18 protein-coding genes are annotated in these 23460 nt (G+C 70.4%); 2 read left to right on the top strand and 16 right to left on the bottom strand.

Annotated features, from left to right (window positions below; all coding sequences use genetic code 11):
* Positions 1-538: 538 nt before the first annotated feature.
* Positions 539-3682, top strand: a complete 3144-nt coding sequence (gene ileS / locus ACQPXS_RS14840) for an isoleucine--tRNA ligase (RefSeq protein ID WP_433449676.1) — start codon at positions 539-541, stop codon at positions 3680-3682.
* Between the two features lie 341 nt (positions 3683-4023).
* Here ileS and ACQPXS_RS14845 read toward each other — a convergent pair whose 3' ends face one another.
* The 16 genes from ACQPXS_RS14845 to rsmH form a co-directional block, all read right to left on the bottom strand.
* Positions 4024-5166, bottom strand: a complete 1143-nt coding sequence (locus ACQPXS_RS14845; RefSeq protein ID WP_351800428.1) for a DivIVA domain-containing protein — start codon at positions 5164-5166, stop codon at positions 4024-4026.
* A 55-nt stretch (positions 5167-5221) separates the two neighbouring features.
* On the bottom strand, positions 5222-5509 hold the full coding sequence (locus tag ACQPXS_RS14850) for a YggT family protein (protein ID WP_055707297.1): 288 nt from the start codon (positions 5507-5509) through the stop codon (positions 5222-5224).
* Positions 5510-5570: 61 nt separating this feature from the next.
* Positions 5571-6212: a cell division protein SepF gene (locus ACQPXS_RS14855; protein ID WP_351800424.1), complete on the bottom strand. Its 642-nt coding sequence runs from the start codon at positions 6210-6212 to the stop codon at positions 5571-5573.
* A 128-nt stretch (positions 6213-6340) separates the two neighbouring features.
* On the bottom strand, positions 6341-7060 hold the full coding sequence (locus ACQPXS_RS14860; RefSeq protein WP_351800421.1) for a YggS family pyridoxal phosphate-dependent enzyme: 720 nt from the start codon (positions 7058-7060) through the stop codon (positions 6341-6343).
* Positions 7061-7066: 6 nt separating this feature from the next.
* A complete protein-coding gene (pgeF, locus tag ACQPXS_RS14865; protein WP_433455816.1) occupies positions 7067-7774 on the bottom strand; it encodes a peptidoglycan editing factor PgeF in 708 nt (235 codons plus the stop codon).
* A 17-nt stretch (positions 7775-7791) separates the two neighbouring features.
* Complete coding sequence (gene ftsZ, locus ACQPXS_RS14870) at positions 7792-9000, bottom strand: cell division protein FtsZ (RefSeq protein ID WP_433449679.1); 1209 nt, start codon at positions 8998-9000, stop codon at positions 7792-7794.
* Between the two features lie 279 nt (positions 9001-9279).
* Positions 9280-10074, bottom strand: a complete 795-nt coding sequence (locus ACQPXS_RS14875; RefSeq protein WP_433449680.1) for a cell division protein FtsQ/DivIB — start codon at positions 10072-10074, stop codon at positions 9280-9282.
* 128 nt (positions 10075-10202) lie between these two features.
* Positions 10203-11294, bottom strand: a complete 1092-nt coding sequence (gene murG / locus ACQPXS_RS14880) for an undecaprenyldiphospho-muramoylpentapeptide beta-N-acetylglucosaminyltransferase (RefSeq protein ID WP_351800410.1) — start codon at positions 11292-11294, stop codon at positions 10203-10205.
* Positions 11295-11300: 6 nt separating this feature from the next.
* Complete coding sequence (ftsW, locus tag ACQPXS_RS14885; RefSeq protein WP_433449682.1) at positions 11301-12659, bottom strand: putative lipid II flippase FtsW; 1359 nt, start codon at positions 12657-12659, stop codon at positions 11301-11303.
* A 97-nt stretch (positions 12660-12756) separates the two neighbouring features.
* Positions 12757-14199 carry a UDP-N-acetylmuramoyl-L-alanine--D-glutamate ligase gene (gene murD / locus ACQPXS_RS14890; RefSeq protein ID WP_433449684.1) on the bottom strand — a complete coding sequence of 481 codons (1443 nt, stop codon included), beginning with the start codon at positions 14197-14199 and terminating at the stop codon, positions 12757-12759.
* A complete protein-coding gene (gene mraY / locus ACQPXS_RS14895) occupies positions 14181-15251 on the bottom strand; it encodes a phospho-N-acetylmuramoyl-pentapeptide-transferase (RefSeq protein ID WP_351801111.1) in 1071 nt (356 codons plus the stop codon). The genes murD and mraY overlap by 19 nt, the downstream gene beginning before the upstream one ends.
* On the bottom strand, positions 15251-16657 hold the full coding sequence (locus tag ACQPXS_RS14900) for a UDP-N-acetylmuramoyl-tripeptide--D-alanyl-D-alanine ligase (RefSeq protein ID WP_365326574.1): 1407 nt from the start codon (positions 16655-16657) through the stop codon (positions 15251-15253). The genes mraY and ACQPXS_RS14900 overlap by 1 nt, the downstream gene beginning before the upstream one ends.
* A 28-nt stretch (positions 16658-16685) precedes the next feature.
* On the bottom strand, positions 16686-18341 hold the full coding sequence (locus ACQPXS_RS14905) for a UDP-N-acetylmuramoyl-L-alanyl-D-glutamate--2,6-diaminopimelate ligase (protein ID WP_433449686.1): 1656 nt from the start codon (positions 18339-18341) through the stop codon (positions 16686-16688).
* A 41-nt stretch (positions 18342-18382) separates the two neighbouring features.
* On the bottom strand, positions 18383-20347 hold the full coding sequence (locus tag ACQPXS_RS14910; protein WP_433449688.1) for a peptidoglycan D,D-transpeptidase FtsI family protein: 1965 nt from the start codon (positions 20345-20347) through the stop codon (positions 18383-18385).
* 5 nt (positions 20348-20352) lie between these two features.
* The gene (locus tag ACQPXS_RS14915) at positions 20353-20949 is read right to left on the bottom strand and encodes a septum formation initiator family protein (protein WP_433449689.1); all 597 of its coding nucleotides are present in this window, start codon (positions 20947-20949) and stop codon (positions 20353-20355) included.
* A 504-nt stretch (positions 20950-21453) separates the two neighbouring features.
* Complete coding sequence (gene rsmH, locus ACQPXS_RS14920) at positions 21454-22410, bottom strand: 16S rRNA (cytosine(1402)-N(4))-methyltransferase RsmH (protein WP_433449690.1); 957 nt, start codon at positions 22408-22410, stop codon at positions 21454-21456.
* A gap of 419 nt (positions 22411-22829) precedes the next feature.
* On the opposite strand from rsmH, the gene ACQPXS_RS14925 reads away from it, so the two are divergent.
* Entirely contained in the window at positions 22830-23378 is a 549-nt protein-coding gene (locus ACQPXS_RS14925; protein WP_351800386.1) for a beta-class carbonic anhydrase, read from the top strand.
* Positions 23379-23460 lie beyond the last annotated feature (82 nt).

The following is a 23460-nucleotide window of genomic DNA, read 5'->3' on the forward strand; positions in this document are numbered from 1 at the left end:
CCCGCGGCAACGGGGCACACCGCCCGATTCGCCCGCCCGCACTCCCCCGAGCAGCGGGCCTGCATCCGTTGTGCCCAGCTCCCCGCCGGGTAATCCGCCGGGCCCCGGCTGCCCGGAACCGAACACCCGCACCCCTGGCCATTCGGGTCATCCCGGACCGTCTGGCGACCGCCGGCCGCGCCGCGCGGAAACCGGTCGGCCGCTGTCCGCGCGGCGCCGTACACTGGGCGGAGCGAAAAGCGTGGATGGGGACGAGTAGCGGCGTACGCAGCCCAGAGCGACCCGGGGACGGTGTGAGCCCGGGGGCGAGCGCGACGTGAAGATCACCCCGGAGCCGCCGGAAGAAAGCCGCAGCCATCTGGCCAGGGCGAGTAGAACCGGCTTCGCGACCCCAATGAGGGGGCTCACCGCCGCGTACGGCGCGACGGAGGGCCAAGGAGGGTGGTACCGCGGGAGCGCGCCGCACACGGCGTAGGCAGGATCGAAGGCTCTCGTCCCTCCGACGGAAGGCAGCAAGTCCGTTGGAGGATGCTCGCAGATGACAGCGCCGACGTACCGCCAGGTGCCCGCACAGGTCGACCTGCCCGCTCTTGAGCACACCGTGCTCGACTTCTGGCGCGAGCAGAAGATCTTCGCCAAGAGCCTGGAGCAGTCCGGGGGCCGCCCGGAATGGGTGTTCTACGAAGGCCCGCCCACCGCCAACGGCATGCCCGGCGCCCACCACATCGAGGCGCGCGTCTTCAAGGACGTCTTCCCGCGCTTCCGCACCATGCGCGGCTACCACGTGGCCCGCAAGGCCGGCTGGGACTGCCACGGCCTGCCGGTGGAGCTGGCCGTCGAGAAGGAGCTCGGCTTCTCCGGCAAGCAGGACATCGAGGCGTACGGCATCGCCGAGTTCAACGCCAAGTGCCGTGAGTCGGTGACTCGGCACACCGACGCCTTCGCCGAGCTGACGACCCGCATGGGCTACTGGGTCGACCTGGACGACGCCTACCGAACCATGGACCCCGAGTACGTGGAGTCGGTCTGGTGGTCGCTGAAGGAGATCTTCACCAAGGGCCTGCTGGTCCAGGACCACCGCGTCGCCCCCTGGTGCCCGCGCTGCGGCACCGGCCTGTCCGACCACGAGCTGGCGCAGGGCTACGAGACGGTCGTCGACCCGTCCGTGTACGTCCGTTTCCCGCTCACCTCCGGTCCGCTCGCCGGCGAGGCCGCGCTCCTGGTGTGGACGACGACCCCCTGGACCCTGGTGTCCAACACGGCGGTCGCCGCGCACCCCGAGGTCACCTACGTCGTCGCCACCAACGGCGAGGAGAAGCTCGTCGTCGCCGAGCCGCTGCTCGCCAAGGCGCTCGGCGAGGGCTGGGAGAGCACGGGCCAGACCTTCACCGGCGCCGAGATGGAGCGCTGGACGTATCAACGTCCGTTCGAGCTCGTGGAGTTCCCGGAGCCGGCCCACTACGTGGTGAACGCCGACTACGTGACCACCGAGGACGGCACGGGTCTGGTCCACCAGTCCCCCGCCTTCGGTGAGGACGACCTCAAGGTCTGCCGCTCCTACGGCCTGCCGGTCGTGAACCCGGTCCGCCCGGACGGCACCTTCGAGGAGGACGTCCCGCTGGTCGGCGGCATCTTCTTCAAGAAGGCGGACGAGAAGCTCACCGAGGACCTCCAGCAGCGCGGCCTCCTCTTCAAGCACGTCGCGTACGAGCACAGCTACCCGCACTGCTGGCGCTGCCACACCGCGCTGCTCTACTACGCGCAGCCCTCCTGGTACATCCGCACGACGGCGATCAAGGACCGCCTGATCCAGGAGAACGAGAAGACCAACTGGTTCCCGGACACGGTCAAGCACGGCCGGTACGGCGACTGGCTGAACAACAACATCGACTGGGCGCTGTCCCGCAACCGCTACTGGGGCACCCCGCTGCCGATCTGGCGCTGCGAGGACGACCACCTCACCTGCGCCGGCTCCCGCGCGGAGCTGACCGAGCTGACGGGCACCGACCAGTCGAACCTGGACCCGCACCGGCCGTACATCGACGAGGTCACCTTCGCCTGCCGTCACGACGGCTGCGGCAAGACGGCCACGCGCGTGCCGGAGGTCATCGACGCCTGGTACGACTCGGGCTCGATGCCGTTCGCGCAGTGGGGCTACCCGTACAAGAACAAGGAGCTGTTCGAGAGCCGCTACCCGGCGCAGTTCATCTCCGAGGCGATCGACCAGACGCGCGGCTGGTTCTACACGCTGATGGCCGTCGGCACGCTGGTCTTCGACAAGTCGTCGTACGAGAACGTCGTCTGCCTGGGCCACATCCTCGCCGAGGACGGCCGCAAGATGTCCAAGCACCTGGGCAACATCCTGCAGCCGATCCCGCTCATGGACCAGCACGGCGCGGACGCGGTGCGCTGGTTCATGGCGGCCGGCGGCTCGCCGTGGGCGGCCCGCCGCGTCGGCCACGGCACCATCCAGGAGGTCGTCCGCAAGACCCTGCTGACGTACTGGAACACGGTCGCCTTCCAGGCGCTGTACGCCCGCACCTCCGAGTGGGCGCCCGGCGCGGCCGACCCGGCGCCGGCCGAGCGCCCGCTGCTGGACCGCTGGCTGCTGTCCGAGCTGCACGCGCTCACCGACCAGGTGACCCAGGCACTGGAGGCGTACGACACCCAGCGCGCCGGCAAGCTGCTGTCCGCGTTCGTGGACGACCTGTCCAACTGGTACGTCCGCCGTTCGCGCCGCCGCTTCTGGCAGGGCGACAAGGCCGCGCTGCGCACGCTGCACGAGGTGCTGGAGACGGTCACCAAGCTGATGGCGCCGATCACGCCGTTCATCACCGAGCGGGTGTGGCAGGACCTGGTCGTGCCGGTGACCCCGGGCGCGCCGGAGTCCGTGCACCTGGCCTCCTGGCCGGAGGCGGACCTGACGGCGATCGACCCGGAGCTGTCGAAGCAGATGGTCCTGGTCCGCCGGCTGGTCGAGCTGGGCCGGGCCACGCGCGCGGAGTCGGGCGTCAAGACGCGTCAGCCGCTGTCCCGCGCGCTGATCGCGGCGAGCGGCTTCGAGTCCCTGGACCCCGAGCTGCACACCCAGATCACCGAGGAGCTGAACGTCTCCTCGCTGGCCTCGCTGTCCGAGGTCGGCGGCTCGCTGGTGGACACCACCGCCAAGGCCAACTTCCGTGCGCTCGGCAAGCGGTTCGGCAAGCGGGTGCAGGACGTGGCCAAGGCGATCGCCGCCGCCGACGCCGCCGCGCTGTCCCTCGCGCTGCGCGAGGGCACGGCCTCGGTGGAGGTCGACGGTGAGACGGTGACCCTCGCTCCCGACGAGGTGATCATCACCGAGACCCCGCGCGAGGGCTGGTCGGTGGCCTCCGACTCCGGCGCCACGGTCGCCCTGGACCTGGAGATCACCGAGGAGCTGCGGCAGGCGGGCCTGGCCCGTGACGCGATCCGGCTGATCCAGGAGGCCCGCAAGAACAGCGGTCTGGATGTGGCCGACCGGATCGCCCTGCGCTGGGTGTCGACCGACCCCGCGGTGGTCGCCGCGCTGGCCGAGCACAGTGAGCTGATCGCCGAGGAGGTTCTGTCGACGGACTTCCAGCAGGGTGAGGGCGACGACGGCTTCGGCGAGCCGTTCACCGACGAGGGGCTGTCCCTCACGTTCCGGCTGCGCAAGGCGTAAGCGCCGAGCGGTCCGAGAAGGGCCCGGTCTCCCGCGCGGAGGCCGGGCCCTTCCTCATGGGCTCGGGTGGAGGCCACCGCCCTCGCCCGTGCGGCGCCGGGCATCGAGGCCCGCCCATTGCATCAGCGGCCCCTGTGGGGGCGTAGGGCGTCCTGCCGTTGCGCGGCCCGCATCGAGGCGTCTGTCGTTCCGTGGCCCCGTCTTCCATGGCCCCGCACGCTGCAACCCGCCGCTGAGACCTCCGTCAACCCGCGTAAAAAGGGCGGGCCCCCAGGACCGAAGTCCAAGGGGCCCGCCCTATTGAGCGCTGCCGACGCCGTTGTCGTACTAGTGCCCGATGCTCAGTTGTCGTCCTCGTCGATCAGGAACCCGCGCATAGGCGAGGGTGCCTGACCCATCGGGGACGGGCCCTGCGGGCGGACCGGGGCCATGGGCTGGGTCATGGCCGGGGTCATCTGCTGCTGGCCGCCGTAGGACGGGGCGGACGGACCGGGGTTGCCGCCCATCGTCTGGTTGCCGCCGTAGGACGGGGCGCTCGCGCCGGCCGGAGCCATGGAGGGCGCCGGGGACGGCGGCAGCGACGCGGTGGCCGGGGTGCGCGGCGGGGCCAGGGAGTCGTCGGCCTGGGTCTCCAGCTGGCGCAGCTGGGACTCGAGGTACGACTTCAGACGCGTGCGGTACTCGCGCTCGAAGCCGCGCAGGTCCTCGACCTTGCGCTCCAGCGTGGCGCGGGCGGACTCCAGGGAGCCCATCGCGACGCGGTGCTTCTCCTGCGCGTCCCGCTCCAGGGCGTCGGCCTTGGCGCGGGCGTCACGCTCCAGACCTTCGGCGCGGCTGCGGGCCTCGCCGACGATCTTGTTGGCCTCGGAGCGGGCCTCGGCGATCGCCTGGTCGGCGGTCTGCTGGGCCAGCGAGAGGACACGGGCGGCGCTGTCGCCACCGGGGCCCTGACCGGGGCCGCCCATCGGACCGCCCATGGGGCCGCCCATCGGGCCACCCATCTGCTGCTGCATGGGCGGCTGGCCGCCCATCGGGCCCTGACCCATCGGACCCTGGCCCATCGGGCCGGGACCCTGCGGGCCGCCCTGACCGCCGGGACCGGCGGGCAGCTGCGGGGCGCCGCTCGGCAGCTGGGGCGGGCCACCCATGGGGCCGCCCATCTGCTGCTGCGGCGGGCCCGATATGCCGGCGGGCACCGGCGCGCCGGGACCTCGCATGCCCTGCTGCTGCGGGTGCTGCTGCGGGTGCTGCTGCGGGTGCTGGTCCTGGTCCGGCGGGCCCTTGCGCATGTTCTGCTGGTTCTGCGCGGCCGCACGGGTGGCCGCGGCCAGCTTGGCGCGCAGGTCCTCGTTCTCGCGGAGCAGACGGGTCAGTTCGGCTTCGACCTCGTCGAGGAAGGCATCGACCTCGTCCTCGTCATAGCCTTCTCGGAGGCGGACGGTCGTGAACTGCTTGTTCCGCACGTCCTCGGGGGTCAACGGCATCTCTTCACCTCAACGTAGTCATCGGCAGTCGGCAAGACCGTATCGTCCACCCTCATCACATGAAGCTCCCCGTGATGGAGAGGAGGATGTAGACGATGATCATCAGTACGAAGAAGGACAGGTCTAGCGCCACGCCCCCGAGACGCAGCGGCGGGATGAACCGCCGCAGAAGCTTCAGCGGTGGATCGGTGACAGTGTAGGTGGCCTCCAGTACGACCACCATCGCCTTGCCGGGTTGCCACGAGCGGGCGAACTGGAACACGTAATCCATGACCAGCCGGAAGATGAGCACGGCGAGGAACACCAGCAGCGCGGTGTGGACCACCGTGACGAACACGCTCATGGCCTGCGCTTCCCTCTCCCCTGTTCCATGCTCTTCCGAGCCTCGATCCGGTTGTTGCGTCTCAGCTCTGGTTGAAGAACCCGCCCTCTGCGATGCGGGCCTTGTCCTCCGCCGTGACATCGACGTTAGCAGGCGACAACAGGAACACCTTCTGCGTCACCCGCTCGATGCTGCCGTGAAGACCAAACACCAAACCGGCCGCAAAGTCGACAAGTCGCTTCGCGTCTGTGTCATCCATCTCAGTCAGATTCATGATCACCGGGGTGCCCTCACGGAAGTGTTCCCCGATGGTACGGGCCTCGTTGTACGTCCGCGGGTGAAGCGTGGTGATCCGGTAAGGCTCTCGCTCGGACACAACCTTGGGCATGATCACCGGCGCGTTCTTCTCGAGGGACTGACGTTCTTGTGTGATGGACGCCACGGGCGCAATCCGCGCCGGACGTCCGGATTCCGCGGCGAGCGAAGTCGATCGGACCACCGGCTCGCGCGGCGCGGGCGGTTGCACGATTCGCACCTCTTCGTCCCTTTGGGACTGATGTGCACTGTGCGATTGGTGTGACGATTCATGCCGTCGATGATCCCGTTCGGGTTCCGGGTCCAACTCGGGTTCGAAGTCGTCGTCGGGGTCGAATCCGCGGCCGTCGTACCCATCGTCCTCCACGAGGCCGAGGTAGACCGCCATCTTGCGCATCGCGCCGGCCATGCTCTGAGTCCTCCGCTCTGTGGTGGATCGGCTGACGACTGCCAAGTGCCCGCGATCCACGAGGTCGTTGCGCCCGCCTTCGCAGGCACTGACCATATTTTCTGCTGTGGTCCGACTTCTTGGCGACGTTACCCGAGCCTGGGGCGGACTCCGAGTACCGCAGTGCCAACGCGCACATGTGTCGCTCCGGCGGCCACGGCCTGTTCGAGGTCCGCACTCATCCCTGCCGACACCATGGTTGCAGCCGGATGGGCTCGGCGCAGGTCGGTCGACAAATCCATGAGGCGTTCAAACGCCGCCTGTTCGCGTCCCGCGTACTCGCCGGTGAGCGGAGCCACGGTCATCAGCCCGTCGAGCCGCAGCCCCGGCGCCTCGGCGATGAGGTCGGCCAACTCTTCGATTCCGTACGGGGCGACGCCTCCGCGCTCGCCCCGGGCGCTCTCCCCCGCGTCGAGCGCGACCTGGATGAGACACCCCACCTCGCGCCCCGCTCGCACGGCCTCCTTCGACAGAGCTGTGACGAGCTTGGAACGATCCACGGACTGCACGACATCGGCATAACCGACCACGGAACGCACCTTGTTGGTCTGCAACTGACCGACGAAATGCCATTTAAGCGGCAGATCCGTACACGCGGCGGCCTTCGGCGCCGCGTCCTGGTCACGGTTCTCGGCGACATGCCGCACACCGAGTTCCGACAGGATCCGCACATCGCTCGCCGGGTAGGTCTTGGTGACCACGATCAGGGTCACCTCCTCCCGCTTGCGCCCGGCCGCCACACACGCGGCGGTGATGCGCTCCTCCACTTTCGCCAGATTCGCGGCGAGTTGGGTCTTACGGTCCGTCATGCCCCATCAGTCCAGCCAGACATAGCCCGCGAGCCGCCCGGTGGTGCGGTCACGGCGGTACGAGAAGTGGTCGCCCGACTCCAGCGTGCACTCCGGCGACTGCGCCCGGTCGCACACCCCGAGTCGGTCGAGCTGCGCGTGCACCCCGGCGCTCACGTCGACCGCCGGCGTACCCCAGCTCGTTTCAGCGTGCGCCGCCGGCTCGACGGCCGCCACCTCGGCGCGCATCGCCTCCGGCACCTCGTAGCACCGCCCGCACACGGCCGGCCCGGTGCGGGCGACGATCCGGCCCGGCTCGGCGCCGAGTTCGGCCATGGCCCGTACGGCGGCCGGGACGACCCCCTTGACCATGCCGGGCCGGCCCGCGTGCGCCGCCGCGACGACCCCGGCGACGGGATCGGCCAGCAGCACCGGCACGCAGTCGGCGGTGAGCACGGCGAGGGCGAGCCCGCGGCGGGCGGTGACGATCGCGTCGACCTCCGGCACCGCCCGCTCTCCCCAGGGCTCGTCCACCACGGCCACGTCGGCGCCGTGCACCTGGTTCATCCAGACGACCCGGTCCGGGTCGATGCCGAGCGACTTGGCCGCGATGTCCCGGTTGGCCCGTACGGCCTCGGGGTCGTCGCCCACCGCGCCGCCGAGATTGAGCTCCTCATACGGAGCGGCGCTCACCCCGCCCCACCGGTCGGTGAAGGCGAAATGCGCGCCGCTCAGGCTCTCGCGCCGTCCTATCACTTCAGGAAGTCCGGGACGTCCAGCTCCTCGGCCGCGCTGTCCGCGTAGGAGGTCCGCGGTGCCGGGGGGACCGGCGGGGCCGGGATGTCCGCCACCGGCTCGGGCGCCGGCTCCGGCTCCTCCTTGGGCTTGACGCTGCCCAGCGAGCCGAAGGACGGACGGCTGGGCTCGCTCGTCCGGGCCGCCGAGGGCTCCTCGCGGCGGGAGCCCGCCGAAGCCGAGGCCGAGCCGAGGACGTTGTCCCGGCGGGCCGGAGGCTGGCCCCCGTCGAAGCCGGCCGCGATCACGGTGACCCGGACCTCGTCGCCGAGGGCGTCGTCGATGACCGCGCCGAAGATGATGTTGGCCTCGGGGTGGGCGGCCTCGCTGACCAGCTGGGCCGCCTCGTTGATCTCGAACAGGCCGAGGTCGGAGCCGCCGGAGATGGAGAGCAGCACGCCGCGGGCGCCGTCGATGGACGCCTCCAGCAGCGGCGAGGAGATCGCCATCTCGGCCGCGGCCACCGCGCGGTCGTCGCCGCGGGCCGAGCCGATGCCCATGAGGGCCGAACCGGCCTCGGACATGACCGACTTCACGTCGGCGAAGTCGAGGTTGATGAGGCCGGGGGTGGTGATGAGGTCGGTGATGCCCTGGACACCGGAGAGCAGGACCTGGTCGGCGGACTTGAAGGCGTCCAGGACCGAGACCTGGCGGTCCGAGATGGACAGCAGCCGGTCGTTGGGGATGACGATGAGGGTGTCGACCTCTTCGCGCAGCTCCGCGATGCCGTCCTCGGCCTGGTTCGCGCGGCGCCGTCCCTCGAAGGTGAACGGGCGCGTGACCACGCCGATGGTGAGGGCGCCCAGCGAGCGCGCGATGTTGGCCACGACGGGCGCGCCGCCGGTGCCGGTGCCGCCGCCTTCACCGGCCGTCACGAAGACCATGTCGGCCCCCTTGAGGACCTCCTCGATCTCCTCGCGGTGGTCCTCGGCGGCCTTGCGGCCGACGGCCGGGTTGGCTCCGGCGCCGAGTCCGCGGGTGAGTTCGCGGCCCACGTCGAGCTTGACGTCGGCGTCGCTCATCAACAGCGCCTGAGCGTCGGTGTTGATGGCGATGAACTCGACGCCCTTGAGACCGACCTCGATCATCCGGTTGATGGCATTGACACCACCGCCGCCGACACCGATGACCTTGATGACTGCGAGGTAGTTCTGCGGTGCTGCCACGTCGAAGGCCTCTCGCCTCGAATTACGTTGTCGCCGCCGGGCGGTGCCCCGCGCCGGGACGACGGATGCCGAATGGGACGGTCCGTAGCGCCGACCCGAACCCTAACCCTGAAGTTTAGGGTTACCAGTGTGTCTGTTCCCTGGAGTCTTCTGAACAGGACACTAAGTCGACAAGTGGCGCCCGTTCAACGAACACGCCGAACCTCCCGTTTTTCTTTTCACCCTATGTGATCAGCCATAGCAGTGCCCAACCAGGGTGCTGGCCTGCGTCGATGCGCGTCAACTGCCCGACGAGGCAGGGGCGGTGGGAACGCTGACATCGAAGTGCCGCGCACCGGCAGCTGCTTTCATGAGAGCCGTGAGGGTCCGTGCCTTGGCGCGGCCGTTCTCTCCGCTGCCCCACTCCACCGTGCGGCCGCCGGCCAACTCCAGCGAGATGTCGTCGTAGGAACGGACTTGGACGGTCCGGGTGTCCTTCGCGACGGCGGCCGGCAGATCCCCGGCGACCCGCACCGCCTCACGCACCAGACGGTCGGTTCCGAAGCGGCGGAAGCTCGCGGCGCCGGAACCCGTGCGGGAAGCGGACAATTCCAGCATCGGAACGCCTTTCGGCGCCCCAGAAACCGTAGCGAATCGGACACCTTCGTCATCGACTTCGACGAAATCCCCGTTTTTTCGGACAAGTAGAACCGGAGTGCGCTCGGTCACTTTCAGCCCGATTCCGTGGGGCCAGGAACGGACCACATCAACGGTGTCAATTCTGGGCAATTTCCGCCGAAGTCGGGCTTCGATGCCATTGCCGTCGACGGAAATCATCGGCGCCCCGACCGGTACGGCCGCCGCGTCCCGTACCTCGGCGGGGGTCAGTACGCGCGTGCCGGACACCGAGACGTGCCGGACGCGCAGCCAGCTCGAGCCATACAGCACCCAGGTGCCACCGACCCCGAGGAGCACGGCGAGCGCGGCCAGAATGACGATCGTACGAAGGCGCGCTCTTGCGAGCCTGCGGACGAGCGGCGGGCCGGACGACTCCTGCCGGCGTTCACCGCGCTCGGCGGTGGAGGGTCCGGCCACGCACGCTCCCTTTCTTGGCTCGGTTCACCTTCGGGGCGCCGCGGTGCTCATGTGCGGCCACCGCCGCGTGGCGGTGCCGAGAGCCCTCTCGTGCTCAGTGCCGCGCCCCTTCGGCTCACTCGCCGATGCTAGTGGTGGCGCGAGGCGATCGCCTCGTACACCATGCCGACGAGCAGGTCGTCGGCGTCCCGGCGGCCGAACTCGCTTGCCGCGCGGGACATCTCGTACAGCCGGTGCGGGTCGGCGAGCACGGGCAGGACGTTCTGCTGCACCCACTCGGGCGTGAGTTCCGCGTCGTCGACGAGGAGCCCGCCGCCCGCCTTCACCACCGGCTGGGCGTTGAGCCGCTGTTCCCCGTTGCCGATGGGCAGCGGGACGTAGGCGGCCGGGAGTCCGACGGCGGAGAGTTCGGCGACGGTCATCGCGCCCGCGCGGCAGAGCATCATGTCGGCCGCGGCGTACGCGAGGTCCATCCGGTCCAGGTAACTTACCGGGATGTAGGGGGGCATTCCCGGCATCTGGTGCACCTGCGGCAGTTCGTTCTTCGGTCCGACCGCGTGCAGGATCTGGATGCCGGCCTGCTGGAGCCACGGCGCGACCTGCTGGACGACCTCGTTGAGGCGGCGGGCGCCCTGGGAGCCGCCGGAGACGAGCAGCGTGGGCAGGTTCGGGTCCAGGCCGAAGCGGTGGCGGGCCTCGGGACGGGCGGCCGCGCGGTCCAGGGTGGCGATGGAACGGCGCAGCGGGATGCCGATGTAGCGGGCGTCGCGCAGCTTGCTGTCGGGCGTGGAGACGGCGACCCGGGCCGCGTACCGCGAGCCGATCTTGTTGGCCAGGCCCGGGCGGGCGTTTGCCTCGTGGATCACGATGGGCACGCCGAGGCGCTTGGCGGCCAGATAGCCGGGCAGGGCGACATAGCCGCCGAAACCGACCACGACGTCCGCCTTGGTGCGCTCCAGGATCTGCTCGGCGGCCTTGATGGTGCCGCGCAGCCGGCCCGGGACGGTGATCAGCTCGGGGGTCGGCTTACGGGGCAGCGGCACCGCCGGGATCAGCGCCAGCTCGTAGCCGCGCTCCGGGACGAGCCGGGTCTCCAGGCCGCGCTCCGTGCCCAGGGCCGTGATCCCCACGGTCGGGTCCTGCCTGCGCAGGGCGTCCGCGAGGGCGAGCGCGGGCTCGATGTGGCCGGCGGTCCCCCCACCGGCGAGTACGACATGCACCGAAATTCACCGCTCTCCGGACGAACGCGCCGCTGAGGCACGCCGTCGCATCGTGTTCCATCTCCGAGGCCCCCGCTCGGCACCGGAGCCTCCCGCCCGCTTTCTACCAAAGCGAGGTTGCCGCATCGCAAGCGCCGCCCGCGCAGCGGGCTCGTCGCGCGCGAAGGCGATCAGCAGCCCGATGGCGAACATGGTCGGCAGCAGGGCGGACCCTCCGTAGGAGAACAGCGGGAGAGGGACGCCGGCGATCGGCAGCAGACCGAGCACCGCACCGATGTTGATCACCGCCTGGGCGGTGATCCAGGTGGTCACGCCTCCCGCGGCGTACCTCACGAAGGGGTCCTCCGTGCGTCCGGCCACGCGGATACCCGCATAGCCTAGAGCCGCGAACAGGGCGAGCACCGACAGCGTCCCCGCCAGGCCCAGTTCCTCACCGGTGACGGCGAAGATGAAGTCGGTGTGGGCCTCCGGGAGTTGGCCCCATTTTTCCACACTCGCACCGAGACCGGAACCGAAGAGTCCGCCGGAGGCGAGGGCGTAGATGCCGTGCGCGCCCTGCCAGCACATGTCGTTCGGGCCGGGGTCGGTGGCGGCGATGCAGCTGAGCCGGTTCAGCCGGTGCGGGCTGGACCAGATGGCGAGCGCGGCGAGCACCCCGGCGACGCTCAGCACCCCGGAGAACAGCCGGGTCGGCGCTCCCGCGAGCCACAGCAGCCCGAACAGGATCGCCGTCAGGATGATCGTCGTACCCATGTCGCCGCCGAGCATGATCAGCCCGAGCAGCAGGAAGGTGACCGGCACCAGCGGCACCAGCATGTGCTTCCACTGGGTCAGCAGCCTCTTCTCATGCTTGCGGGCGATCAGGTCCGCGCCCCACAGCACCAGGGCCAGCTTGCCGAACTCGCTGGGCTGGATCTGGAAGGAGCCGCCGAGGGAGATCCAGTTCTGGTTGCCGTTGACCGCCATCCCTATCCCGGGGATCTGCACCAGGACCATCAGGAAGACGGCGGCGGCGAGGATCGGGTACGCCAGCGCCCGGTGCAGCTTCACCGGCATGCGGGAGGCCACGAGCAGCAGTACGCCACCGATGACCGCGGCGAGGAACTGCTTGCGGAAGAAGTAGGACCCGGGCAGCGAGAGCTGCAGCGCGGTGATCTGGGAGGCCGAGTAGACCATCACCAGACCCAGCACCATGATCAGCAGGGTGCCGCCGAAGATCAGGTAATAGGCGGTCAGCGGGCGGTCCCAGGCCTTGCGCGCGCGGATGTAGAACCGCTGTACGGCGTTCTCGCGCGGCGTACGGAGCGCCGCGGGCCTTCCGGCGGCGCGCTGCACCGGTGGACGGCCTGTACGGCTACCGGACATCACCAGCTCCTCGCACCCGCCGACCAAACCCGAGCCACATCCGCCTCACGCGTCCCTCCAAGGGTCCCGAAGCGCCCCAGGTGGCCGAGACCCGCCGTCAGGCGCCCGCGCCGAGTTCGCGGACCGCCGCCGCGAACGCGTCACCGCGCTCGTTGTAGTTGGTGAACATGTCCATGGAGGCGCAGGCCGGGGCCAGCAGTACCGTGTCGCCGGGCCGAGCGAGCCGCCTGGCCTCCGTCACCGCCTGGAGCATCGCCCCAGTGTCGGTCCGGTCGAGCTCGACCACGGGTACTTCCGGGGCGTGTCGCGCCAGGGCCTCACGGATCAGCTCGCGGTCGGCGCCGATCAGGACGGCACCGCGAAGCCGCTTGGCCGACTTGGCGACCAGTTCGTCGAAGGTCGCTCCCTTCGCCAGGCCGCCCGCAATCCATACGATCGACTCATATGCCGCCAACGAGGCTTCCGTGGCATGGGTGTTGGTCGCCTTGGAGTCGTCGATGTACGCGACCCCGTCGAGGTCGGCGACGTGCGCGATGCGGTGCGCGTCCGGGCGGAAGGCCCTCAGTCCGTCCCGTACGGCCTGTGCGGGCACGCCGAAGGCACGCGCGAGGGCCGCCGCGGCAAGGGCGTTGGCGATGTTGTGCGGGGCCGGCGGGTTGATGTCGGAGACCTCGGCCAGCTCCTGGGCGTTCTTCTGCCGGTTCGCCACGAAGGCGCGGTCGACCAGGATGCCGTCCACGACGCCGAGTTGGGAGGGCGCGGGGGTGCCGAGGGTGAAGCCGACGGCCCGGCAGCCCTCCTCGACCTCGGCCTCGCGCACCAGCTCCTCGGTGAGCTTGTCGGCCACGTTGTAGACGCAGGCGACCCGATTTCCTTCGTAGATACGGCCCTTGTCCTTGGCGTACGCCTCCATGGAGCCGTGCCAGTCGAGGTGGTCCGGGGCGAGGTTGAGGACGACGGCCGAGTGGGCGCGCAGCGAGGGCGCCCAGTGCAGCTGGTAGCTGGACAGCTCCACGGCGAGGACGTCGTACTCCTCGTCCCCGAGCACGACGTCCAGCAGGGAGACGCCGATGTTGCCGACGGCGGCCGTGCGCAGGCCCGCGGCCCGCAGGATGGACGCGAGCATCTGCACGGTCGTGGTCTTGCCGTTGGTGCCCGTGACGGCCAGCCAGGGCGCCGCACCGGGACCGCGCAGGCGCCAGGCCAGCTCCACGTCGCCCCAGACCGGCACGCCCTTTTCGGCCGCCGCCGCGAAGAGCGGCTTGTCGGGCTTCCAGCCGGGGGCGGTGACGATCAGCTCGGTGCCCTCCGGCAGGGTCGCCCCGTCGCCGAGGCGCACAGTGATGCCGAGCGCCTGAAGTCCGGCGGCCTGCTCACGCGCGCGTGCGTCGTCGCCGTCGTTGACGACCGTGACGATCGCCCCGCGCGCGTGCAGCACCTTGGCCGCCGGGACGCCGGAGACACCGAGCCCGGCGACGGTGACGTGCTTGCCCTGGAAGTCGAAGAGCTCCGAGGTGGAGGTCACTTGTCCGCTGCCCATCCTGCATAGAAGAGGCCGAGTCCGACGATCACACAGATGCCCTGGATGATCCAGAATCGGACCACCACCAGGACTTCGGACCAGCCCTTGAGTTCGAAGTGGTGCTGGAGTGGCGCCATCCGGAAGACGCGCTTGCCGGTGAGCCGGAAGGAGCCGACCTGGATGACGACCGACATGGTGATGAGGACGAACAGGCCGCCCATGATGGCCACCAGCAGCTCCGTGCGGGAGAGGATGGCCAGGCCCGTGAGCACACCGCCGAGGGCGAGCGAACCGGTGTCGCCCATGAAGATCTTCGCCGGCGAGGTGTTCCACCACAGGAAGCCCAGGCAGGCGCCCATCAGCGCGGAGGCGACGACGGCGAGGTCGAGCGGGTCGCGCACCTCGTAGCAGGCACCCGGGTTGGTCAGGGTCGTCGCGTTGGCGCAGGACTCCTGGAACTGCCAGACGCCGATGAACGTGTAGGCGCCGAAGACGAGCACGGAGGCGCCGGTGGCCAGGCCGTCCAGACCGTCGGTGAGGTTCACGCCGTTCGACATCGCGAGGATCATGAACAGCGCCCAGACGACGAACAGCACCGGGCCGATCGTCCAGCCGAAGTCGGTGATGAAGGACAGCTTGGTGGAGGCCGGGGTGTTGCCGCGCGCGTCGGCGAACATCAGGGACAGCACCGCGAAGGCGATGCCGACGATCAGCTGGCCGGCCATCTTCGCCTTGGCCCGCAGACCCAGCGAACGCCGCTTGACGATCTTGATGTAGTCGTCGAGGAAGCCGACCAGGCCCATGCCGAACATCAGGCCGAGGACCAGCACCCCGGAGTAGGTGGGCGGGTAACCGGTGATGAGCTTGCTCAGGAAGTACGCCGCGATCGTCGCCAGGATGAAGGCGATACCGCCCATGGTCGGCGTACCGCGCTTGCTGGCGTGCTCACGCGGACCGTCGTCACGGATGTACTGGCCGTAGCCCTTGCGGGCCAGAAGCTTGATCAGCAGCGGGGTGCCGATCAGCGTCAGGAACAGGCCAATGACCCCTGAGAACAGGATCTGCTTCATCATCGGGCGGCAACCTCGCCCTCGGCACCGGTCTCGACGAGCGCCTGGGCAACGCTCTCCAGACCCACCGAACGGGACGCCTTCACGAGCACGACGTCCCCCGGGCGCAACTCGCTGCGCAACAGGTCGATCGCCGCCTGTGCGTCGGACACGTGCACCGACTCCTCACCCCACGAACCCTCGTTATATGCGCCCAGTTGCAGCCAGGAGGCCTCAATCCCCCCGACGGCGACGAGCTTGCTGACGTTGAGCCGGACGGCGAGCCGTCCGACGGCGTCGTGCTCGGCGAGCGCCTCGTCCCCCAGCTCGGCCATCTTGCCGAGCACCGCCCACGTGCGGCGCCCCTTGCCCATGGCCGCGAGCGCCCGAAGGGCGGCCCGCATGGACTCGGGGTTGGCGTTGTAGGCGTCGTTGACGATGGTCACGCCGTCCGGGCGCTCGGTGACCTCCATGCGCCAGCGGGAGAGGGAGCCCGCCTCGGAGAGCGCGGTGGCGATCTCTTCCGCGGACATGCCCAGCTCATGGGCGACGGCGGCCGCGGCGAGCGCGTTCGACACGTGATGCTCACCGTACAGGCGCATGGTCACATCGCATGCACCGGAGGGTGTGAGAAGCCTGAAGGAGGGCTGTCCGCTGTCCGTGAGTCGCACGTTCTCGGCGCGTACGTCCGCTTCGGCCGACTCTCCGAAAAGGACCACCTTCGCCTTGGTACGGGCGGCCATGGCGCGCACCAGCGGGTCGTCGGCGTTGAGGATCGCGGCGCCGTCCTCGGGCAGGCCTTCGACGAGTTCGCCCTTGGCCTGGGCGATCTGCTCGCGGCCGCCGAACTCGCCGATGTGGGCGGTGCCGACGTTGAGGACCAGACCGATCCTCGGGGGCGTGAGGCCGGTGAGGTAGCGGATGTGCCCGATGCCGCGGGCGCCCATCTCCAGCACGAGGAACTTCGTCTCCTCGGTGGCGGACAGGGCGGTCAGCGGCAGCCCGATCTCGTTGTTCAGCGAGCCGGGCGTGAACACCGTCGGCGCCTTGCGCCGGAGCACCTGCGCGATCAGGTCCTTGGTGCTGGTCTTGCCCGCCGAGCCGGTCAGGGCGACGAGGGTCGCGCCGAGCCGGCGTACGACGTGCCGGGCGAGGGCGCCGAGCGCGGTCTGGACGTCGTCGACGACGATCGCGGGCACACCGACCGGGCGCGACGCCAGTACGGCGACCGCGCCCGCCTCGATCACCTGCGGTGCGTAGTCGTGGCCGTCCACGCGTTCACCGACGAACGCGGCGAACAGGCTGCCGGGCAGCACCTCGCGGGAGTCCCGGACGACCGGTCCCGTGACCTCGACGGACGGATCCGGTATGTCGTGCGTCTGCCCGCCGACGACTGCTGCGATCTCGGCGAGGGAGAGGGCGATCACAAGTTCATCCCCTGGGTCTTCTGGATTTTCATCCCTGGGTCTTCTGGATGGCTTCGCGGAGCACCTGGCGGTCGTCGAAGGGACGGACGACGCCGGCGATGTCCTGTCCCTGCTCATGGCCCTTGCCCGCGACCAGCACGGTGTCGCCGGCCTGGGCGCGGCCCACGGCGGCGGCGATCGCGGCGGCCCGGTCCTCGAACAGGAGCACCTCGCCACGCTCGTGCGCGGGCACGGAGGCGGCGCCCTGGAGCATGGTCGCGAGGATCGCGAGGGGGTCCTCGGAGCGGGGGTTGTCGGAGGTCAGTACGGCGGTGTCGGCGAGCCGGGCCGCGGCGGCGCCCATCGGGGCGCGCTTGGTCTGGTCGCGGTCGCCGCCGCAGCCGAGCACGATGTGCAGCCGGCCCTTGGTGACCTTGCGCAGCGCCTTGAGCACGGACTCGACGGCGTCGGTCTTGTGGGCGTAGTCGACGACCGCGAGGTAGGGCTGCCCGGCGTCCACCCGCTCCAGCCGGCCGGGGACGCCCGGGACGGCGGCGACGCCGTCGGCCGCGGTCTGCGGGTCGAGACCGGCGGCGGCGAGGGCGACGATGGCGGCGAGGGTGTTCGCCACGTTGAAGGGGCCGGGGATCGGCGACTTGGCGTGGATCCGCTCGCCGTTCGGGCCGAGGACGGTGAACGTCGAGTTCATGGGGCCGACCTGGACGTCCTCGGCGCGCCAGTCGACGTCGGGGTGGCCCTCGGCGGAGAAGGTGACGACGGGGACCGTGGCCTCCTCGGCCAGCCGGCGGCCGTAGGCGTCGTCGGCGTTGATCACGCCGAGTCTGCTGCGTCCCGGTGTGAACAGCTGCGCCTTGGCCCGGAAGTAGTCCTCCATGTCGGAGTGGAACTCCATGTGCTCCGGGCTGAGGTTGGTGAACACGGCGATGTCGAAGACACAGCCGTCGACCCGGCCGAGGACCAGGGCGTGGCTGGAGACCTCCATGGCGACCGCCTCGACGCCCCCTTCGCGCATGACGGCGAACAGGGCCTGGAGGTCGGTGGCTTCGGGGGTGGTGCGCTCCGACTTGATGCGCTCGTCGCCGATGCGGATCTCCACCGTGCCGATGAGGCCGGCGGGGCGGGACGCGTCCAGGCCGCCTTTGACGAGATAGGCGGTGGTGGTCTTGCCGGAGGTGCCGGTGATGCCGATCTGGAGCAGGTCGCGGCCCGGGTGGCGGTAGATCGTCGCCGCCAGCTCGCCCATCCGGGCGCGCGGGTCCTCGACGACCAGGACGGGCAGTCCGGTCGCCGCGGCGCGCTCGGCGCCCGCGGGGTCGGTCAGCACGGCGACGGCGCCCAGGCTCGCGGCCTGGGTGACGAAGTCGGCGCCGTGCAGCCGGGCGCCCGGGAGGGCGGCGTACAGGTCGCCGGAGCGGACGGCGCGCGAGTCATGGGTGATGCCCTTGACCTCGGCGGCGCCCTCCGGCGCGGTGACACCCAGCTGGCCGGCGAGCTCCGCGAGGGGTGTGGCGGGAAGCAGCGTCGGCCTGGGCAGTCCCGGATATGTCACGGGTTGGCCCTTCTGGGTGGTTTGGGACTGATCAGCGTGTGGCACGGCGGTGAGCGTACCGGGCGTACCCGCTCCGGAGCGAAGTGAGGGGTTGTCGGCCCCTTGGTTCCCGGCATCGGGGGTGATCGTCGTCACGGGCTCGTTCCTGGTGTTTCGGTTGCTGATCAGGGCGTGCGTCAGGGCTTGTAGTCGACGGGCAGGTTGGCGGGCCGCGCACCGGTCGGCGGGACCTGGAGGGTCTTGAGGGCGAACTCCATCACCTGCTTGTAGATGGGACCGCAGATCTGACCGCCGAAGTAGTTTCCGGAGGTGGCGTTCTGGATGGCGCAGTAGACGGTGACGCGGGGGTTGTCCGCGGGTGCGAAGCCGGCGAACGACGAGGTGTACCCGTGGTACTTGCCGGTGGCCGGATCCACACGGTTGGCCGTGCCGGTCTTGCCCGCGACGCGGTACCCGGGGATGCGGGCCTTGACGCCGGTGCCCTGCTCGTCGTCCACGACGGACTCCAGCATCCGGGCGAGCGCCCTGGCCGTCTTCTCGCTGACCACGCGGGTCTCCTTGGCCTTGGGCGCGGGAGTGAAGCGGCCGTCGGCACCCTTGGTGCCGCGCACCAGGGTCGGCTCGACCCGGACCCCGCCGTTGGCGATGGTCGAGTAGACGGAGGCGGCCTGGACGGCGTTGATGGAGAAGCCCTGGCCGAAAGGAATCGTGTACTGCTGCGAGGTGGACCACTTCTGGTACGGCGCGAGGATGCCCGGGGTCTCGCCCGGGAAGCCGAGTCCGGTGTAGCTGCCGATGCCGAACCTGCGCAGGTAGGAGTAGAGGACCTTGTTGGCCTCGGGCTGGGTCTTGCCGAGCTGTCCGGTGGCCAGGATGGTGCCGATGTTGCTGGACTTGGCGAGGACGCCGTTCAGCGTGAGGTACCAGGTGCCGTGGTCGACGTCGTCGGAGAAGAGCCGGTCGCCGCGGTGCAGCCGGTTCGGTACGACGACGTGGGTGAGCGGGGTGGCCGCGTTCTCCTCCAGCACGGCCGCCATGGACATCACCTTGGCGGTGGAGCCGGGCTCGTAGGCGTCCTGGATGGCCGCGTTGCCCAGGGCGGCGGGGTCCGCCTTGGACAGATCGTTCGGGTCGAAGCCGGGCGAGTTGGCCATGGCCAGGATCTGCCCGGTCCGGGTGTCCTGGACGATGACGTAACCGCGGTCGGCCTTGGACTTCTTCACCTGCTCGGTGATGGCGTTCTGCGCGGCCCACTGGATGTCACGGTCGATGGTCAGCTCGACGTCGGAACCGGGCACGGCGGGCGTCTCCGTCGATCCCGCGGTGGGCACCTCGCGCCCCCCGGACTGGGCGTAGCGGATCTTGCCGTCCTTGCCGGACAGCTGCTTGTTCAGCTTCTGCTCGATGCCGCCGCCGCCCTGGCCGTCGGCGTTGACCCAGCCCAGTATCCCGGCGGCGAGGTCGCCGTTGGGGTACACCCGCTGGCTGCTCGGGTCGGCGAAGACGCCGGCGAGCACGTTGACGGTGTTCTTGTCCGTCTCCGCCTTCTTGGCGAGCGCGCTCTTCAGGTCCTTGATCTGCTTCCAGACCTGCGGGGTCTGCCGGGTGGCGAGCCGGGCGTAGCGGGAGTTCCGGTTCTTCGGCCGCAGCTTCTTCACGAGCTCGCCCTGGCTCTGCCCGAGGATCGGCGAGAGCAACGCGGCGGCCTGCTCCGGGCCGTCGCCGACCTTCAGCTGCTTCCTGTCGAACATCGTCGGATCGGCCGTGATGTCGTACGCGTCCTCGCTGATGGCGAGGGCCACGCCGTTGCGGTCGGTGATCCCGCCGCGCTCGGCGGCCAGCGTGTGCACGACATACCGGTTCTGCTCGGCCCGCGCGGCGTACGCGCTGGCGTCGACGGCCTGCACCTGGAGCAGCCGTAGCACGAAGGCGATGAGGACCAGGGTCAGCGTGAGGCCGACCAGGCGCAGCCGGGGCCGCGGGCTGCCGAGCCGGAGCGGGCCCTGATACGGCGGCCGAGCACCGCTCGGCCGCCGCACCGGACGCGCACCGGGCTCCGGCTGCCGCCGTACGGCACTCCTCGGCCGCGGCGGCTTGGCCGGCCCGGGCACACGACGGCGCGGCGGTTCCCTGTCGGACACTTCCGTCACCTGCCGGGGGTCGGGGTGGGGGTGGGCTGGGGGGTGGAGAGGCGCGGGGGAATGGCCCCCGCGGGGGCGGAGGCGAGGGGGGCCGACAGGGGCCGGCCCTGTGCCGGTGCGGTGGCGGAGGGCGTGACCGAGGCCGAGGTCGTGGGTGCGGCCGGGGTCGTGGAAGGGGACGCGGGCGGCGGGGTCAGGGCCTCGGGGGCGACCGGGTCGGTGAAGGCGGCGGACTCGGGGACGGCGGCGCTCGGGACGCCCTTGACCGTGCCGTCGGGGCCGAGGAAGGCCGGGTCGCCGCCGGGGACCATGCCGAGTTCGCGGGCGCGGCGCTGGAGGGCGTCGGGAGAGGAGTAGGCGTCGATGTCCCGCTGGAGGGCCTGTTCCTCGTCGGTGAGGTTCTTCGTCTGCTTCTGCAGGTCGGCGAGTTTGAACGAGCCTTCGCTGAGCGCGGAGTTGAGCACCAGCAGCCCGATGAGGCCGCCGCCGAGGAGCAGGACGACGAGCAGGACGAACGGGGTACGGGCGGCCCGCGCCCGGCCGGCGGGAAAAAGCCGCGCCAGCCGCGCGGCCCGCCCCTTCAGCTGCGGTGTGCTACCCACGGCTCCCCCGGTCGGTGCGCGGGCCCTCACAACTCCGCCGGTCGGCGCGGGGACCCTCACAACTCCGCCGGTCGGCGCAGGAACCCTCACAGCTCCGCCGATCGGTGCGGGACGTCGCGAGGCACTCTGGGCGGGTACGGGAACCGTCGCGATGCTCCCGGAGAGCCCTGAGATCCGCGCGATGCTCCCGGAGCGTCCCAAGGTCCGCGCGACGCACCCGGAGAGTCCGGGACTCCTCCCCGGTTCTCCGGGACGTCCGGTGATGGGAATCCGCGCGACTGTTCTGGAGAGCCCGGCAGTTCCCGCGAGCCACCCGGTGCGTCCGGTGATGGGAATCCGCATGAACCGCCTCGAGAGCCCCACAACCTCCGCGAGTCACCCAGTGCCTCCGGGAGCCCTCGCGACCCTCCTGGCGAGTACGGGAACGTCCCCGGCTCCCTTGGTGGGGCCGGGGATCCCCGTGAGTCCCCCGGTGAGTTCGGGAATCCAACCGACCCATCTCGGTCACTCGGCGTCCTCCCTGATGCGTTCGGCGCCGCGCAGCCTGGCGGGCGCGGCCCGGCGGTTCTCGGCGACCTCTTCCTCGGTGGGAAGTTCGGCACCCCGGGTGAGCAGCTTGAGCCGCGGCTGGTAGCGCTCGGGCACGACCGGCAGGCCGGGGGGCGCGGTGGAGGCAGCGCCGGCCGCGAAGACCTGCTTGACCAGGCGGTCCTCCAGCGAGTGGTACGAGAGCACGGCGATGCGGCCGCCGACGTCCAGGGCCTTCACCGCCGCCGGGATCGCCCGCTCCAGGACGGACAGTTCGCCGTTGACCTCGATGCGCAGCGCCTGGAAGGTGCGCTTGGCGGGATTGCCGCCGGTGCGCTTGGCGGCCTGCGGCAGGGCGTCCCGGATCAGCTCGACCAGCCGCGCGCTGTTGGTGAACGGCTCCTTCTCGCGCTCACGCACGATCGCACCCACGATCCGCTTGGCCTGCTTCTCCTCGCCGTACGCGCGCAGGATCCGCACGAGCTCGCCCGCCGGATAGGTGTTCAGGACCTCCGCGGCACTGATGCCGGTCGTCTGGTCCATCCGCATGTCCAGCGGCGCGTCCTGGGCGTAGGCGAAGCCGCGGTCGGCCTCGTCCAGCTGCATGGAGGAGACCCCGAGGTCGAACAGGACGCCCTGCACGCGCTCGATGCGGAGCTTTTCGAGTACGTCGGGCAGCTCGTCGTAGACGGCGTGCACGAGGGTGGCGCGCTCACCGTAGGGCGCCAGCCGCTCACCCGTCAGGCGCAGCGCCTCCTTGTCCCGGTCGAGACCGATCAGCCGTGCCTCGGGGAAGCGGGTCAGCAGCGCCTCACTGTGTCCGCCGAGGCCGAGGGTGCAGTCGACGACCACCGCTCCCGGGCGCTCCAGGGCTGACGCCAGCAGGTCCAGGCACCGCTGGAGCATCACCGGGACGTGTCGACTCTGGCTCAAGGGGGCCTCTCATCTTCCGGCGGGGCCGCACGCACCGCCGGGTCCCCGCCAGCTCGTGTGGGGGAGGCCTGCCGGCGCCGGAAGCGTCAGCCGGACCGGGAGCGGGAGGAGGCCGAGCCGTACGTACGCGCCGCGCACGTGGGGAGACGGTCCGGGGTGAGCCGGGGTCTCCGGGGTTTTACGAGCAGGGAGAGCCGCGTCTCCCGCTTCGCGTCACTTTAGTCCACCCTGTCTCGCGGTCAATCAACCGGCCTGCGCGTCGCCTACCGCATCGCGGCGGGCGCCGCAATCCGACGGGATTCACCCGCCCGGGGCAAGTTTGTGCCCCCTATGGGATAGCTCACAACAAGCCACGATGACGTTTTTTGTCCCGCTCTCACAGGAGGACGGGACCGGGGGTGACCAGTAACGTCTTGAGTATGACGACTTCCGCAGCAGTGCCCACTGGATCCGAAGGCGCCATAACCGAAGGCGGCACCGTGACGGATCGCCTGGTCGAGGCCAACCAGGCGTACGCCGCCGAGTTCACCGACCCTGGAATGGACGCCCGTCCCGTTCTCAAGGTCGCGGTCGTGGCCTGTATGGACGCCCGTCTCGACCTGCACGCCGCGCTCGGCCTGCAGCTCGGCGACTGTCACACCATCCGCAACGCGGGCGGTGTCGTCACCGACGACGTGATCCGCTCCCTGACCATCAGCCAGCGGGCGCTCGGCACCCGCAGCGTCGTGCTCATCCACCACACCGGATGCGGCATGGAGACCATCACCGAGGACTTCCGGCACGACCTGGAGATGGAGGTCGGACAGCGACCGGCCTGGGCGGTGGAGGCCTTCCGGGACGTCGACCAGGACGTGCGCCAGTCCATGCAGCGCGTGCGCACCTCGCCGTTCCTGCTGCACACCGACAATGTGCGCGGTTTCGTCTTCGACGTGCGCACCGGTCTGCTGCGCGAGGTCGACCCGGCCTGACCGGCACACCGGCCGCCCCGGAAGCATCCCGCCATCGCCGTACCGCCCCATCGAAGATGCGGTCAAAGGGACGTAAGACCGA

Origin of the sequence: Streptomyces sp. CA-142005, from assembly GCF_050942335.1 — a bacterium.
In the GTDB taxonomy this organism is placed as follows: Bacteria; Actinomycetota; Actinomycetes; order Streptomycetales; family Streptomycetaceae; genus Streptomyces.

Coding starts and splice junctions, on each gene's coding strand:
- ileS (WP_433449676.1), top strand. CDS start 539: ATGACAGCGCCGACGTACCGCCAGGTGCCCGCACAGGTCGACCTGCCC.
- murD (WP_433449684.1), bottom strand. CDS start 14,199: ATGGGCAGCGGACAAGTGACCTCCACCTCGGAGCTCTTCGACTTCCAG.
- ftsW (WP_433449682.1), bottom strand. CDS start 12,659: ATGTCCGGTAGCCGTACAGGCCGTCCACCGGTGCAGCGCGCCGCCGGA.
- ACQPXS_RS14850 (WP_055707297.1), bottom strand. CDS start 5,509: ATGAGCGTGTTCGTCACGGTGGTCCACACCGCGCTGCTGGTGTTCCTC.
- ACQPXS_RS14860 (WP_351800421.1), bottom strand. CDS start 7,060: ATGACGGACCGTAAGACCCAACTCGCCGCGAATCTGGCGAAAGTGGAG.
- mraY (WP_351801111.1), bottom strand. CDS start 15,251: ATGAAGCAGATCCTGTTCTCAGGGGTCATTGGCCTGTTCCTGACGCTG.
- ACQPXS_RS14925 (WP_351800386.1), top strand. CDS start 22,830: ATGACGACTTCCGCAGCAGTGCCCACTGGATCCGAAGGCGCCATAACC.
- ACQPXS_RS14855 (WP_351800424.1), bottom strand. CDS start 6,212: ATGGCCGGCGCGATGCGCAAGATGGCGGTCTACCTCGGCCTCGTGGAG.
- ACQPXS_RS14845 (WP_351800428.1), bottom strand. CDS start 5,166: ATGCCGTTGACCCCCGAGGACGTGCGGAACAAGCAGTTCACGACCGTC.